Annotated in this window: 14 protein-coding genes; all 14 read left to right on the top strand. The window is 34.6% G+C overall.

Translation table 11 applies throughout. The features are described 5' to 3' along the window. Positions 1–39 precede the first annotated feature (39 nt). The 14 genes from LE179_RS03285 to LE179_RS03220 all read left to right on the top strand — a co-directional run bounded on the left by LE179_RS03285 (position 40) and on the right by LE179_RS03220 (position 16,470). Positions 40–1,746 (top strand): proline--tRNA ligase, encoded by a 1,707-nt coding sequence (locus LE179_RS03285; protein ID WP_374128945.1) that lies wholly within the window; start codon positions 40–42, stop codon positions 1,744–1,746. A gap of 292 nt (positions 1,747–2,038) precedes the next feature. Then, positions 2,039–3,397: an NAD(P)/FAD-dependent oxidoreductase gene (locus LE179_RS03280; protein WP_374128944.1), complete on the top strand. Its 1,359-nt coding sequence runs from the start codon at positions 2,039–2,041 to the stop codon at positions 3,395–3,397. A 478-nt stretch (positions 3,398–3,875) separates the two neighbouring features. Continuing rightward, the gene (gene gcvT / locus LE179_RS03275; RefSeq protein WP_374128943.1) at positions 3,876–4,943 is read left to right on the top strand and encodes a glycine cleavage system aminomethyltransferase GcvT; all 1,068 of its coding nucleotides are present in this window, start codon (positions 3,876–3,878) and stop codon (positions 4,941–4,943) included. Continuing rightward, positions 4,940–5,662, top strand: a complete 723-nt coding sequence (locus LE179_RS03270; RefSeq protein ID WP_374128942.1) for a hypothetical protein — start codon at positions 4,940–4,942, stop codon at positions 5,660–5,662. Before gcvT ends, LE179_RS03270 begins: the two co-directional genes overlap by 4 nt. Then, on the top strand, positions 5,662–5,853 hold the full coding sequence (locus tag LE179_RS03265) for a hypothetical protein (RefSeq protein ID WP_374128941.1): 192 nt from the start codon (positions 5,662–5,664) through the stop codon (positions 5,851–5,853). The genes LE179_RS03270 and LE179_RS03265 overlap by 1 nt, the downstream gene beginning before the upstream one ends. Continuing rightward, a complete protein-coding gene (locus LE179_RS03260; RefSeq protein ID WP_374128940.1) occupies positions 5,850–6,479 on the top strand; it encodes a hypothetical protein in 630 nt (209 codons plus the stop codon). Before LE179_RS03265 ends, LE179_RS03260 begins: the two co-directional genes overlap by 4 nt. Then, entirely contained in the window at positions 6,466–7,632 is a 1,167-nt protein-coding gene (locus tag LE179_RS03255; RefSeq protein WP_374128939.1) for a hypothetical protein, read from the top strand. The genes LE179_RS03260 and LE179_RS03255 overlap by 14 nt, the downstream gene beginning before the upstream one ends. A 796-nt stretch (positions 7,633–8,428) precedes the next feature. Continuing rightward, positions 8,429–10,072, top strand: coding sequence for a glucose-6-phosphate isomerase (gene pgi / locus LE179_RS03250; RefSeq protein ID WP_374128938.1), 1,644 nt, complete (start codon positions 8,429–8,431; stop codon positions 10,070–10,072). Positions 10,073–10,156: 84 nt separating this feature from the next. After that, positions 10,157–11,221 (top strand): 23S rRNA (adenine(2503)-C(2))-methyltransferase RlmN, encoded by a 1,065-nt coding sequence (gene rlmN / locus LE179_RS03245; protein ID WP_374128937.1) that lies wholly within the window; start codon positions 10,157–10,159, stop codon positions 11,219–11,221. A gap of 54 nt (positions 11,222–11,275) precedes the next feature. Continuing rightward, positions 11,276–11,695 (top strand): transcription antitermination factor NusB, encoded by a 420-nt coding sequence (nusB, locus tag LE179_RS03240; protein WP_374128936.1) that lies wholly within the window; start codon positions 11,276–11,278, stop codon positions 11,693–11,695. A gap of 62 nt (positions 11,696–11,757) precedes the next feature. Continuing rightward, a complete protein-coding gene (gene ligA / locus LE179_RS03235; protein ID WP_374128935.1) occupies positions 11,758–13,749 on the top strand; it encodes an NAD-dependent DNA ligase LigA in 1,992 nt (663 codons plus the stop codon). 110 nt (positions 13,750–13,859) lie between these two features. Continuing rightward, entirely contained in the window at positions 13,860–14,585 is a 726-nt protein-coding gene (locus LE179_RS03230; protein ID WP_374128934.1) for an RluA family pseudouridine synthase, read from the top strand. 141 nt (positions 14,586–14,726) lie between these two features. Next, a complete protein-coding gene (locus LE179_RS03225) occupies positions 14,727–15,773 on the top strand; it encodes a DUF362 domain-containing protein (protein WP_374128933.1) in 1,047 nt (348 codons plus the stop codon). Positions 15,774–15,852: 79 nt separating this feature from the next. After that, positions 15,853–16,470 (top strand): regulatory protein RecX, encoded by a 618-nt coding sequence (locus LE179_RS03220; RefSeq protein ID WP_374128932.1) that lies wholly within the window; start codon positions 15,853–15,855, stop codon positions 16,468–16,470. The last annotated feature ends 14 nt before the right edge of the window (positions 16,471–16,484 follow it).

Below are 16,484 nucleotides of genomic sequence, written 5' to 3'. Positions count from 1 at the left end.
AGAACCGTTTTTATTTAATCGGAGCTGCAGGAGGATTCTATGTTTTTTTCAAAAATGCTTATTCCAACACTGAGAGAAGCTCCGTCAGTCGCTGATATAATCTCCGCAAAATTAATGATAAGAGCGGGAATGATACGCAAACTTGCGTCGGGAGTTTATGAATTTTTGCCTTTGGGACTTAAAGTTTTAAGAAAAATTGAAAATATAATAAGACAGGAAATGAACGCCGCTGGCGGACAGGAAGTAATTTTTCCTTTAATCCTTCCTAAAGATTTGTGGCTCGAAACCGACAGATGGAACGTTTACGGTAAAGAACTTTTCAGACTCAAAGACAGAAAAGGCGCTGAATTTTGTCTTGTCCCAACCGCAGAAGAAGCAGTAACCGATATGGTAAGAAAAGATATTAAATCATATAAACAGCTTCCTATTATATTATATCAGTTTGGGGCAAAATTCAGGGATGAAATCCGCCCGCGTTTCGGCGTGATGCGTTCAAGAGAATTCTTAATGAAAGATGCTTATTCATTTCATGTTGACGAGGCTGATTTAGACAAATGCTATAAAATCATGTTTGACGCCTATACAAACATATGTTTAAGATGTGGTTTTAAGTTCCGTACTGTTGAAGCAGCATCGGGTGCAATCGGAGGATCATTTTCTCACGAATTTATGGTTCTGGCAGATACCGGCGAAGAAGAAATAGCATGGTGTAATTGCGGTTACGGTGCAAACAGTGAAAAAGCCGAGTGTTTAAAAATCGAACAATCGCAAGAAGGAGCGCTTACTGCGGAAGAAGTATTTACTCCGAATGTGGGTGCTGTCGCTGATGTTGCAAAATTTTTGAATTTGTCTCCTGAGAAATTTATAAAAACAATGATTTATATTGTAGACAAAAAACCCGTTGCTGTTTTAGTGAGAGGAGATCATGAGATAAACGAAATAAAACTTCAGACCCTGCTTGGTACAAATGAAGTAATACTCGCGGACGAACAGACTCTTGTTTCCGTTACAAATGCACCGATAGGTTTTGCAGGTCCGGCAGGACTTAAAAATACAAAAATTATAGCTGATTTATCCGTTATTGAAGTATCAAATGCGGTAGCCGGCGCAAACAAGAAAGATTGCCACGTAAAAAATATAAACTACAAAAGGGACTATAATGCAGATATAGTTGCTGATATAAGAAAAATTATGCACGGCGACGCTTGCCCAAGATGTAAAAAAGAAGAATTAAGATTTTCAAGAGGTATTGAAATAGGACATACCTTTAAACTGGGGACCAAGTATTCAAAATCAATGAACGCCACATACCTTGATACAAACGGAAAAGAGAACTTTATTATTATGGGTTGTTACGGCATAGGAGTTACAAGAATACTTGCCGCCACAATAGAACAATCTCATGATGACAATGGTATAATATGGCCTGACAATATTGCTCCGTTTGAAGTCATAATTGTCCCTCTAAATTATACAAATGGAAAAACTAAAGAGATAACAGAGAAAATATATAAAGAATTGTTTTCAAAAGGATTAGATGTTTTAATTGATGATAGAGATGAAAGGGCCGGAATTAAGTTTAAAGATGCTGACTTGATGGGGATTCCTTACAGAATAACAATCAGTGAAAAAAATTTGGCAGAAGGAAACGTAGAATTAAAAGCAAGGAGAGGCGGTAAGGACGACGTTAAAATTCTCAGTCCTGAAGAAACTGTAAATGAACTGCTGAGAATATTTAAAAAGTAATGCAATTTTTATATACGCTTATATCAATAAATGAAGCACAGACCAAGCTTAGTGATAAATTGAAATACTTTTAGAAGATAAGTATAATGGTTTCATAAGAATAGTAAAAAATGAGAGCAAAACATACCAGATAATAAAGTTATATAATGAGTGCGGTTAAGTGTCAAAAAGGAAATACCGACTGCCAAACTTTTTTACCTCGATGAAAAAACTGTTTTATGAACTCATGAATAGTAAAAATGACCAAAATCAGTTATTCTAAGTAAAATCTTATATTGAGGATAAAATAAGCGTGAATAAGTATGATATTGCTGTTATAGGTTCGGGACCGGGCGGATTTACTGCAGCTGTGAGAGCAGCGCAGCTTGGAGCAAAAATTGCAATAATAGAGAAATCTTTTACGGGTGGGACTTGTTTAAACTGCGGATGCATTCCAACGAAATTTCTATGGCAGTCATTAAAAACAAAACAAAAAATTCAGAAATCTTATGAGTACGGTTTTAAAGCAGCTTTAGAACCTGTCATTTTTGCGGATATAATCATAAAAAAAGACAGGAATATTGCCAATATCAGAAAAGGTATGGAAACTATATTGTCTTCATACAATAACATAGATATTATAAATGGCACTGTTTCATTTAAAAATAAAAATACTCTTATAGTTCTAAATGACTCAAAAAATGAAGCATTCGAGGTGTTTGCGAATAAAATTATTATAGCCTCAGGCACAAAACCTTCAGCAATAAAAGATTTTGCTTTTGACGGCAATAAAATAATAAGTTCGACAGAAGCTTTAAACCTTAAGGAAATACCAAAAAATATGCTTATAATCGGTGGAGGTGCGATAGGCATTGAAATGGCGACGATATTTTCTGGATTCGGTTGTCAGGTGACTTTAGCTGAATATGAAAATTGCTTGCTTCCAAACGAAGATAGTGAAATATCGGAAAAAATAAGAAAAAATCTATTAATACAAGGCGTTGATGTGTTGACTTCGTGTTCTAATGCACTAGATAATTCAGACAAATATGAAAAAGTACTGATAGTTGCCGGCAGAACGCCAAACAATGATTTATGTTCGGAAATTGCTGGAATTAAAACAGTAAAGAAAGGTTTCATAGAAACAAATAAGTTTTGTCAAACAAATATTGATAATATCTATGCTGTGGGAGATATCGCAGGAAAAAATTTACTTGCGTATACTGCGCAGAACGAAGGAGCTATAGCTGCTGAAAATGCAATTAAAGGAAATTCTATTGCAACTGATAACTTTATTGTTCCTCAAGCTGTTTTTGCAATGCCGCAAAGCTCTTCTGTAAAAGTATCAGATTTTTCAAAATATAAGGATATAGTTTTTGGAAAATTCCCATTCACTGCAAGTGGCAGAGCTTTTATTGAAAATGAGCGTGCGGGCTTTGTAAAATGTGCTGTTGATAGAGCGACAAAAAAACCGTTAGCTTTTTGGATTGTCGGAGCGCATTCCGACGAACTTATAAGTACAGCTTCACAGATTCTCAAAAGCGGCATGGAACATATTTCGCGGGAAACTATATTCCATCCATCGCTTAGTGAAAGTTTGCTAAATGCTTATGAAGATGCATTCGGAAAATGCACGGAACTGGCTAAAAAAAAGGATCAAAATATTTTTTGAAGAACATAAATATTTTAATTACAGATTCTTTGCACCGCAATATTTAGAAGTAAAACATGCTCATTTATTGTGGAGAAGTAAATTTAGTCCAAATAGAACTCTTACTGTACTTGATGCTTTTTTAGATTTGCAGTTTGCCAGTTTCTTTTTTAAGCAATTATGTCGGCATTTTTTTTTATGAAATATACGATGATCGTTAAGACGATTAACGATGCTTGTATTACTTTGAATAAAAAAGCGCAAGGCTTGGAAAAAAAGGAAAAGCTTAATAACTTAAAACTGTGAACAAAAAATAAATCATATGTAATGGTAGCAGATCAACTCATATTTCCGGCAAGTTGTCTAAAAACAATATATCCTGTAAAATAAATTAAGGGTGGAAAATAGAGCAAAGATTCAATGATAAAATAAAAATAATAGAAGACTAGCGTGATTTTTGAGTAACTTATGAGAAATAAATAAGAGGAACACAAAAAAAATGAAAAGAACATGTCTGTATGACGAGCATAAAAAGCTTGGGGCCAAGTTTACGGAATTTGGTGGATGGGAAATGCCGGTACAATACACGTCAATTATTGACGAACATAATGCCGTAAGAACAAGTGTTGGGATGTTTGATACAGCTCATATGGGAATTTTCACAGTAATTGGAGAAAACATCGAAAAGTTTTTGGATTATGTCACACTTGGGAATATATCGGGACTGCCGGATAAAAAAGCAAGATATTCAATGATATTGAATGAAGAAGGCGGTATAAAAGATGACATTATAGTTTATAAATTCAGCGGTGAAGAATATATGATTGTTGTAAATGCCGGGAATCTTGAAAAAGACTTTGATTGGTTAAACAAATATAAAACAGGAAAAGCAGAAATAAAAAATATGAGCGGTGATGTTTGTCTTATTGCAATACAAGGACCAAAAGCTGTTGAAATATTGCGAGGTATTTCTAAAACTGATATTGCAAACATGAAATACTTTACAGTATCAGAATTAAAGTTAAAAGATATAAATGCAGATTTTTGCAGAATTGCAAGAACTGGTTATACAGGAGAAGACGGTTTTGAGATTTTTATCTCGCAAGAGCATATAGTCGAACTTTGGGAAAAATTTATGAGTTTTTCCGTAAAGCCATGCGGACTTGGCTGTCGCGATACTTTGAGATTAGAAGCTTGTATGCCTTTGCACGGACACGAGATCAGCGAGAAGATTAACCCGATTGACGTCGGATTCCAAAAAACAATAAATTGGGACAACGATTTTATAGGTAAAAATAAATTACTGCTTTTAAAAGACAATCCTATGAAAAAATTAATAGCTTTTGAATGCTTGTCTGGCATCGCAAGAAATACAAACGAAGTTTTTTCATGTAATAAAAAAGTCGGTTATGTAACAAGTGGATCATTCTCTCCCACATTAAAAAAAGCGATAGGTATGGCATTGATTGAGGCAAACGCTGAGACAGAGGAACTGGAAATTGAAATTCATAATAATAGAAGAAAGGTAAAGACAGTTCCCAAACCTTTCTATAAAAGGCAAAAGTGAAAAGATTAATTATTATTTTACTCTTATTTTTTGCAGCTCTCGCGAATGCCTCAGAGCAGATGATTGAAATCGCTGTAGAAATTACTGAGATCAACGAAAACAAGAGAGAAGAACTCGGTATTGAATTCAATATTGAAGGTATAGGTACAGCTCTGACAACCAAACCCAATATCCCAAGCATCGTCACACCAGACTTTTTTAAAGGGGAAGCAAAGTTCTCTGCGACTCTTAAAGCTTTAGAAGAAAGCGGTGCTGCAAAAATTTTATCAAAACCTAAACTTATTACAAAATCAGGCACAAGCGCAAAATTTATGGTCGGCGGAGAATTCCCCGTCGTATCGTCAAACGCAATTACCGAAAAATCTTCGGTAGAATGGAAAAAACACGGAATAATAATGGAAATTACTCCTAGTGTCATGAAAGATAACATGATTGATATTGTTATTAGTGCTGAACTTTCAAAAATTAACAAAGGCGTCTCTGTTGCAGGCTATCCGGAAATATTAACAAGACAAGCTTCTTCGCATCTTCAAATAAAAGACGGCGATACAATGATTTTAGCCGGTCTTATTGAAACCACAAAATCAGAAAATAAAAAAGGTATTCCGTTTTTAAGCAGTATTCCAATTTTGGGGGCATTATTTAGAAGTACTGAAGATGTTGAAGGAAAAACAAATGTACTTATTTTTGTCACCACAAAATTAATAGAAAAACAATAATGAAAATAAATAAAGGGCAGACTTCAACAGAGTTTTTGCTCGTATTTGTCGTTTTGCTTATGGCAACGTCGAGTATTTTCGCTATCTATAGAAAGTTTTGGAAAGGAAAGTACGAACGGGTTTCTACTACTTCGGGAATGCTCGCGACTGCTGCAAAGATGTCTGGATCTCAAATGAGTTATGTTAAATGAGACAAAATACAGTTAAAAATAAAGGACAATCTCTTATTGAGGCGTTGTTTGTAGTTGTATTTACGACCATTATAATGTTTGCATTTATACAGATATGTATTATAGCTGTTGACGATATGATTGCAAATGAGGCTGCATTTGTTGCAATGCGTTCAGCAGCTGTTACAAGAAATAAATGGCGTGCTGAAGAAGCGGAGAAGAGAGCAAAAAATTATCTTAAATTTTTTTATCCCTTTTCGAGTCTTGGAACAAGTAATTTTACCCCTTCACATTTTGTTTTTTCTGACAAAAAAACTGTTGAAAAATACTTCAAAGAATCTGACAAATATGAGAAAGATGATTCCAAAGAAATTTTTGCGGATACCAATTCTTCAGATCCTGAAAGTAAATCCGTAAGAATTTGGAAAGGCGAAAAAACTACAAGAGATCATTCCGGGAAAATTATAGCTAAAGAAACGGTTAAAATATATTATTTTACCAGGGTGCTGTTCGGCAGTTTAGTCTCAAAAGGCAATTCTTTTAAAAATAGAAGATATCAGTCAGCAAGAAACAGAATGGTTCCGTCACCTGATGAAGAATACTATTATAAAGCTTTTCCGGGAGCAAAAAAATTTGAAAAGAATTGATATATGGCAAATCAATTTTTGTAAGCATAAGTTATTTTGTCATAAGGGACAAACACTATATTATTTCTTAGTTTTCGTGATAATACTTGTCATCAGCTGGGCAATGATGTTGAATATAGCTCATCTTATAAGGAACAGAATGACAATGCAAAACGAAGCAGACAATATAGCTCTATCGCTGGCTACGTGTAAAGCCAGAGTTTTAAATCTTCTCGGAGAAACAAATTATCTTATGGGAGTAGTTCTGTCTCTTGGAATGAATCCGAGAGGAATACAGTTGGCTTCCTATTCTACTGACATTATAGGCGGATTTCCCGCAACAATGAATCTTCACTTTGAAAATCCTTTGTCAGATTTTAAACACAAGACCGGTATAATATTCGGTGAGAAAAGCAACAGCGGGGTGCAAAAGATAAAACAAATTATCAATACTTTGCAGAAAATTCAGGATATGACTATAAAAGGATACTATGCTTACTATTACGGCGTGCCTACAATAGATAACTTAAGCAAAGATTATAACGTCATATTATCTCCTGTAAAACTTGAAAACAATTTAGGTTTAAGAAGAAATTCAAAAGGTATAAAATATTATTCTACGACTAATCGGTGTATTTATTTGAGTTTTGATAAGCATTTTCATTTTTTGGAAAAGAAAGAGTATAAAAAAGACAGTCATTCATGGCTCGTCGAGGGAAATACTTTCAATAAACAAAAAGTCAAAGTTATTCTCCGTCAAAAAACAAGTAATAATAAAAGACCGTTATTCGCAAAATTACTGGGAATAAAATATCCTCAGATTCTAGTTTACTCTGCAGCTGCAACGTACAATGTAAAAGGTTCAATGTTTCCAAAAGAAGAAGATACTTTCACAGGAGCAACAAGACTAACCGCGGCTATGGTTGAAGCTGCATCCGTTATGCAATTTGGGATTATGGAATTTGCAATTGCAAATGCAGTAGAATTATTTGGACCTGCTTCTGCCATTGTCTTTTCTCTGGCGACAATTGCAGCTGGGATTAATTACATAGAAAGCAAAGTAGCTTCAGCGCAGTTGGTGAGCGGCAAAGATAACCCCATATCTGCATATTTAAAAGCAAAAGACGGCGGTTGGTCGGCACATCTGGTTCCTTATGGTTGTGACGAAAAGTAGCAAAATAAATAGAAAACAACAGAAAAAAATATAAAGAACTAATAGAAAAAGTTCTTTACTTTTACGTTACACACTATAAAACAAGATTACGCCGATTCGATGGCAAAATCAAAAATTGTAAAGATAAATCCAAGTTTAATTCATTAAAAAAATATTACTGAGAAAATGTTTCCAAATCAAAATAATTTAAATCTGTGGCGACAATCCTATCTCGCTAATGTGAAAGAAGCAGACAAAATGAGAATGAGGAAAATATACTGACTGGTACGACAGCAACAACATTACAGCCGGCATAATTTACCGCAACATTAAAATCTCCAATATAAACTACTATCTGCAATATTATCTAAAACATCTGAATAAAGAATAAATCAGCGTATAAATATTTGGACGGAGAATTGAAAAGTCCTATAGCAGTATGTAAATTATAAGACTCAGCTAAAGATGTAACTACGGATTTAGGAGTTAGACTGTCGTCTTAAAGTTTAAAGTTGTTTATGTCCCAGAATTTTAAAATTTTGCCAATGTATATAGTCAAATATAGGTTATTGACTTTTTGCGTTTATAATGTAAAAATAAAATGTAAATTAACTAAATATCTCAAAAGTATATTTTATTCTGCAGACATTGTAGTATTTAAAACATAAATGTGGATTTTGCCGAGAGGTTTAAAATATACTAAACAATAAACAACAAGGATGAATAGGTGCGTATATACTTTAAATCTTTAATTATCAGCATTTGTTTAATTTTTTTATTTTCTACTTTAGGATTTTCTGTATATAAGGAGAAGCATATGAGTAAATTTGAACTTAAAAATACGCCGCAGTGGCGAAGCCTTGAAAAAAACTATAAAGAAACTAAAAAACTTCATTTGAGAGATTTGTTTAAAGACGAAAATAGATTTAATAAGTTTTCTATACGCGATAACAATTTAGGCATAACTTTTGATTATTCAAAAAATATTATAAATTCAGAGACTTTCAAGCTTTTGATAGAATTTGTAAAAGCTGCAAGAGTAAACGAATATGCAAAAAAGATGTTCTCTGGAGAAAAGATAAACTGGACTGAAAAAAGAGCTGTTCTGCATACAGCTTTGAGAAACAGAAGTAATACGCCTGTTTGTGTTGACGGGAAAGACGTTATGCCTGAAATTAATGCGGTTCTCGAGAAAATGGAGAGATTTAGTAACGATTTAAGAGGCGGAAAATGGCGCGGTGCAACAGGCAAAAAAATTACAGATGTTGTGAACATCGGTATAGGTGGATCAGACTTAGGACCTAAAATGGTCTGCGAAGCGTTAAAATACTATGCCGACGGACCAAACGTTTATTTTGTTTCTAACATCGACGGTGCGGATATACACGAAGTTTTAAAAAAATTAAACCCAGAAACTACTCTTTTTATAGTTGCTTCAAAAACTTTTACAACTCTTGAAACAATTACAAACGCTTTAACGGCAAGAGGTTGGCTTACCGGTAAGCTTGGCGATAAAGCTGTCGCAAACCATTTTGTCGCGCTTTCCACAAATGTAAAAAAAGTCAAGGAATTCGGTATTGACGAAAAAAATATGTTTGAATTTTGGGATTTTGTCGGCGGCAGATATTCGCTGTGGTCTGCAATAGGGTTACCTATTGCCTGTTATATAGGTTTTGATAAATTTCTTGAACTTTTAGAGGGCGCTCACTACATAGATCAGCATTTTTTAAACACTCCTTACGAAAAAAATATACCCGTGATTATGGCTGTTTTGGGGTTTTGGTATAATAACTTTTTTGGAGCTTCAAGCCATGCAGTTTTACCTTATAGTCAATATTTGCATAGGTTTCCCGCATACTTGCAACAGGGGGACATGGAAAGCAACGGCAAAACTATAAACTTTGAAGGAAATAGAGTCGATTATGAAACTGGACCGATAATTTGGGGCGAACCGGGTACAAACGGTCAGCATTCTTTTTATCAGCTTGTTCATCAGGGAACAAAATTTATTCCCTGCGATTTTATAGGTTTTGTAAATCCGCCTAAAAAAGTTGGAGATCATCACGAAAAACTTATGGCAAACTATTTTGCTCAGACAGAAGCTTTGGCTTTTGGACTCACCAAAGACGAAGTTATCGAAAACCTAAAAAAAGCGGGTATTTCTCTTGCGGATATAGAAATCCTAACTCCGCACAAAATATTTGAAGGCAATAAACCTACAAACAGTATATTAATTGATGAACTTACGCCTAAAACACTCGGAGCTTTAATTGCTTTATACGAACATAAAATATTTGTTCAAGGAATTATATGGCGCATAAACAGTTTTGACCAGTGGGGTGTTGAACTCGGAAAAGTTTTAGCAAATGTTATTCTGCCGGAACTTAAAGGACAAGCTGATAATAAACATGATAATTCAACAAAAAATCTAATAAGAATTTTCAATCACAATAAAAAATAATTGCATATTAGTTACCATCCCTCTGCCCTTTTCCCTCGCTCTGCAGGAAAGGAAGGATGAATAAAGCTAGAAGGGAAAGATAAAATGATAAACTGTATGCAACCGTCAAAACAAAATCGCAGAAAATACATATTAGACATGACTAGCGCACAGTTGAAAACAGCTGTAAAGTCTATAATTGGACAAGATTACAGAATAAATCAAATTATTGAATGGGTTTACGTAAAAAGAGCTATTTCTTTTGAATATTTTACAAATCTTCCAAAAGAATTGAGAGAACAACTCAGCGAAAGGTTTTTCTTAAGGATATTAAAGACAGTAAAAAAAGAAAAATCTGTAATCGACGGTACAACTAGATATACTTTCCAGACGGCGGATAAAAAATATTTTTTTGCTGTTTTTCTTCCTGCAAAAGATAAAAATTCAGTATGTATTTCATCACAGATAGGTTGTCCCGTAATGTGTGCTTTTTGTTCATCTGGAAAAGTCAAATTTACAAGAAACTTAAGCAGAGGAGAGATAATAGAGCAGATTCTACAGATTGAAAACGATACCAAAGAAAAAGTTTCGGGAGTCTTATTTATGGGTATGGGCGAGCCTATGCTTAATTTTAATAATATCACTTCTGTTTTGGATTCACTCTTATCAAACAAAGAATTTGGTATAGGTAAAAGACATATAACGGTTTCAAGCGTAGGCATTGTTCCGTTAATAAAAAGACTTGCAGATGGTAATTCCGGCATTCGACTTGCCATTTCCATACATGCTGTTGATGAAAAACAAAGAAAAAAGTTAATTCCGAATAATTTTGGTTTTAGTATTAAAGATATATTAAATACGGGAAAGTATTATCTTAAAAAAACAAATTCACGCCTTACAATAGAATATGTTCTTATAAAGGGAATTAACAACTCCGCAGCAGATGCACACAAGCTCGCAAGGCTGTTAAAACAGCACAATCTTCTAAACCCTGACGTTCAGGTAAACTTAATACCTTTTAATCCTATAACCGATGCACAATTCCAAACGCCGCATCAGGAATCAATCCAAAAATTTAAAAATATCTTGAAACTTAACGGCATTACAGTTAATATAAGACAGGCAAAAGGGACAGATATTAATGCCGCCTGCGGACAACTCGGTCATTGAAACCGTGCTTTAATTTTTATAGAATTTTTTAACTAAAAAGTAATAGGTGAACCTATGGGTAGCCGGAGAGAAGCGAGAGAATGTTCTTTACAGATGCTTTATGTGGTAGATAACTGTAATGCTCCGATTGAAAGCATATATGATTCTTTTATAGAGTGTTTCCCAAAAGGCGAAGCTTATAGAACGTTTACAATAAATTTGTTTAAGGGAGTTTGTAAGAATAAGGAAGATATAGATTCTATAATTAGGCAATACGCGAAAAACTGGGAACTTGAAAGAATGGCAGTTATTGACCGTAATATTATACGACTTGCAACTTATGAAATCATGACTACTCCGGATACTCCAATTAAAGTTGTAATAGACGAAGCTGTAGAAATTTCTAAAAAATATTCTACAAAGGACTCAAGTAAGTTTGTCAATGGTATTTTAGATAAACTTAAAATCATAAGAACGCAGAGAAATCCAAAGTAAAAAAAGTTGTTTGCTGACATTCCGAACAAACCCGGTCTGTTCGGTGGGTGATATCAACGATTATGGAAAATATCCAAAGCCGTATCGATTATTTAAGGAAAGAGCTGCTACGGCATAACAGTCTTTATTATGAAAAGAACAATCCCGAAATATCCGACAGCGAATATGACAGTCTTGTAAAAGAACTTGAACGAATCGAAAGAGAAAATCCTCTTTTTGCTTCGTCGAATTCTCCGACACAAAAAGTATCAGGTTTTGCTTCATCATCTTTTGAGCAGGTGAAACATTCCTCTCCGATGCTTTCATTAGATAATACTTATTCGCAGGAAGAAACTGCAAAATGGTATGAAAGAATCAAAAAAAATCTTGACAACAAAAACATAGAATTTACAATCGAGCCGAAAGTTGACGGGGTGAGCGCAAGTTTAACTTATATAAACGGTATTTTAATCACAGGCGCAACTCGCGGTGACGGAGAAACTGGCGAAGATATAACGGAAAATATAAAAACGATAAAAAATGTTCCACATAAACTTGAAACATACAATCCTCCGCATCTCTTTGAATTGCGTGGTGAAGTTTACATAGATAAGTTGGATTTTGAAAAACTAAATAAAGAAATACTTGTGTCATGTGGACAAAAATTTGCCAATCCTAGAAATGCAGCAGCAGGTTCTTTAAGACAAAAAAATCCACAGGTCACGACCGAAAGAAAACTCCGCTTCTTTGTACACTCTTTCGGAAAAATAGACGAAAAGCAATTTGAAAATCAGTCGGATTTTCTGCAGTACTGCCGAGAATGTGGATTTCAATTACAGGATAATTTCAAAATATGCCATTCTCTGAAAGAAATAACGGATTTCATAGATATTATGATAGACAAGAGAGATCTGCTGCATTATGAAATTGACGGGATTGTAATTAAAGTGAACAGTTTACAACTGCAAAAGGAATTGGGATATACAAATAAAAGTCCAAGGTGGGCTATAGCATTTAAGTTCCCTGCAAAACAGGCAACGACAAGGTTAAGTAAAATTCGTATACAGGTAGGACGCACTGGAATAATAACACCGTCGGCAATTTTAGAGCCTGTTATGCTTGCGGGTGTTAAAATATCGCACGCCACATTGCATAATTTTGAAGAAATTGAGCGTCTTAACGCAAACGAAGGCGACACTGTTTTAATAGAGCGTGCAGGTGATGTTATTCCTAAAATAGTTAAAGTCGCAAAAAAAAGGAGCAAGGGGGTTTTTAAGCCTCCGCGTTATTGCCCGTCGTGCAACAGCAATATCGTCAAAGAAAATGAATACGAAGTTGCATACAGATGTATTAATCCCGAGTGTCCGGCACAGTTTAGAAGACATATAATACATTTTGTAAGTAGAAATGCCATGGATATTGACGGATTTGGCGAAGCAATAATAGACCAGCTTCTCAATAAAAAAAAATTGCAGATTCTCGCCGACATATTCCATTTAAAATACGATGACTTTATCGAGCTTAACTTATTTAAAGAAAAGAAAACCAATAACTTGATGAAAGCAATTACAGCAAGCAAAAAACAACCTTTGAGTAAGCTGTTGTTTGCTTTAGGAATACGCCACATCGGGGGAAAAATTTCCGAGATTGTTGCAAAGAGATTTAAAAATATGGATGCCCTGTTTAACGCGAGCATTGAGGACTTTACGAGAATTCCTGAAATCGGCGACGTTCTAGCATTGTCCTTAAAAGAATTTTTTGAGAATAAAACTGTGCGGAAAGTAATAGATAATCTGATTGATGCCGGCATAAATATGCTTGAACCTGAAACAGAGCAATCCGGTACGCAGCTCGACGGCAAAGTATTTGTTTTAACCGGAGAACTCAAAAACCGCACAAGAGAACAGGCAAGCGGAGTTATAAAGTCACTCGGAGGAAAAGTTAATTCTTCTGTAAGTAAAAAAACAGATTATATTCTCGCTGGAGCAAATACAGGATCAAAGCTCAAAAAAGCAAAAGAATTAAATATAAAAATTATTGATGAAACAGAATTTGATACATTAATCGGAAAATAAACGTCAGAATTTACCTATAGTTGTCAGGAAATGCAAAATTCTAAAGAAGCAATCTATATTAGTTAAAAATTCAGATTCTTTTAACTGCGCAATTTTGCAACGACTACAAGGTGCAGAAAATGAAACAGCAAATTGGAATAATTTATCAAGATGAGAACATTTTAGTTGTAAATAAACCGTCCGATATGCTTGTTATTCCAGACCAACATAATCGTGAAAATGAAACGCTTGTCGGAATACTAAAAAACCGATTAAAGCAAAAAATATGGGTGGTTCATAGAATCGACCGCGATACCACGGGAGTTCTGGTGTTTGCAAAAAACCCGGAAGCCCACAGAAACATAAGCATACAATTTGAAAACTCAAAAGTCCGCAAAAAATACATTGCTCTATTGTCAGGAGTTTTAGAAGAAGGCGAAGGGACGATAAATAAGCCCATTCTTATTTCCGGAAGAGATGTACGTATTGATATAAATGGGAAAGAATCTATAACTAATTTTAAAGTTTTAGAGAATTTCAAGAGCTACACTTTAGTCAATGCTCTGCCTCTTACCGGTAGAAGACATCAGATAAGAATACATTTTTGGAGTCTCGGGCATCCGCTTGCAATAGACGATGAATACGGTACCTCAGATCCAATATTCCTATCGTTACTCAAGCGCAACTATAAAATAAAAAGCGGTAGAAGTGAAAAACCGCTTATTTCAAGACTTACGCTTCACGCTGCGACTTTAACTTTAACGTTGCCGGGCAATGAAGACGAAAAAACTTTTGAAGCACAGTTGCCTAAAGATTTTGAAATTACAATAAAACAGCTTCGTAAATACGGAAAATAATCACTGTGTTTTGCTATCTCCTCTGACTCTGTCTATTCTTTTCTACCATTGTAATGCGGAGGGATCGCAATTTAACGGCGGGAAGGAAAGGGCGGCTGTAATCCACGGAAACAGTACAGCTAAAAATGAGGAGCATATAAAATGGCAAGCAGAGTATATTTTCTTTCTTGGAAAAGAAGAAACGAACTGTATAATTTTTTAAAATCTGCAATGATATTTAATTATGTAGAAGCGAGAAATTTTATAGCTATAAAAGTACATTTCGGCGAAGAAGGTAATAAAGGATATATCAAGCCTGAATATATTTCGCAAGTTGTGAAAATTACCCGAGAAAAAAATGCTTATCCATTTTTAACTGACGCAAGTACGATTTATGTAGGCAAAAGATCTGATGCATATCACCATCTCCTTATTGCAAATAAACATGGATTTACCATTGAAAAATGCGGATGTCCCGTAATTATTGCAGACGGATTAATAGGCAACACCGAAGAAAATATTGAAGTTAACTTAAAGCACTTTAAAACAGTTGCCATAGCGCGGGAAATATACAATGCCGACAGGCTTATATTTATTAGCCATTTTAAAGGTCACGAGATAACAGGATTCGGTGGAACGCTGAAAAACATAGGTATGGGTTGCGGAAGCAAAGCTGGCAAATACGCTATGCACCATTTGTCAAAACCTACAGTAGATCAGAAACTCTGCATGGGATGCGGGACATGCGTTAAACACTGTTATCAAGAAGCATTGTCGCTTGCAAACAAAAAAGTAGTTATGGACACCGAAAAATGCGTTGGGTGCGGACAGTGCATAGTAAATTGCCTGTTTAAAGTTTTTGAACTAAAATGGAATGAAGATCCTCCTGCAGTTCAAGAAAAAATAATTGAATATGCGGTAGGAGTTCTAAAAGATAAAAAAAGTGCGTATATAAACTTTTTAAATCATATAAGCAAATACTGCGACTGCTTTGGTCTTGCCCAAAACGAGTCTCTTATGGACGATGTCGGAATTGTTGCCGGAATAGATCCCGTTGCTGTAGATCAGGCAAGTTATGATTTGGTAAACAAAGCTTTCGGAAAAAATTTCTTTAAAGGAATATATCCTGAAATAGATTCCACAACTCAATTAAAATATGCGGAAGAATTGGGATTAGGAACCAGAGATTATGAACTGATAAAATACTAATTTTATAATTACACGAGATAGTAAAATCTTAAAGGTTTTGCGTTAAAGCGATATCTGATAAATACTACATCATAATAAAATGAGAATTGAAAAAATTGAAAAAATAAAATTTAAAAAAAATATGTTCAAAGTATTTTTTGAAAATAGCGAAAGCTTGGCAATTTTCGCTGACAGCATCGTTAAATTCGGGATCAGAACAGGGATCAATATTTCGGAAAACGACTATAAACAGCTTGCATCTTACGACAAATTAAAAAGAGCAACTTCTGACGCATTGGTTTTGGTGTCAAAAAGATCTTACAGCGCTAAAAGCCTATGCGCAAAACTTATCCAGAAAGGTTACGATTCCGAAAACGCAATAAAAGCTGTTAGAAAACTTAAAGAGCTAAACTATATTAACGACAAAAAATTTGCAAAAATTTGTGCGGATTATTTATCGCAAAAAGGAAAAGGAGAATTTGCAATAAGAGCTGAACTTGAAGAACAAGGTATAGAGGAAAGTTTAATAAACGAAGCTTTGGAAATAATCAAAACAAATATCGAGCCTTATGAACAGATTATTAAGATACTAAAAACAAAATTTGAAAAATTTAGCGGAAAAGATAAAAATGAAGCGAGAAGAATAGCATCGTTCTTATTAAGAAGAGGCTTTTCTTATCAAGATATAACGAAAGCATTTAGAGCGCGTTCACTTTGAGATAGAATGTAAAA

Origin of the sequence: Candidatus Endomicrobiellum agilis, assembly GCF_020328115.1 — a bacterium.
Lineage (GTDB): Bacteria > Elusimicrobiota > Endomicrobiia > Endomicrobiales > Endomicrobiaceae > Endomicrobiellum > Endomicrobiellum agilis.
Note: the sequence above shows the minus strand (reverse complement) of the source record. Positions and strands in the feature narration are given on the sequence as shown.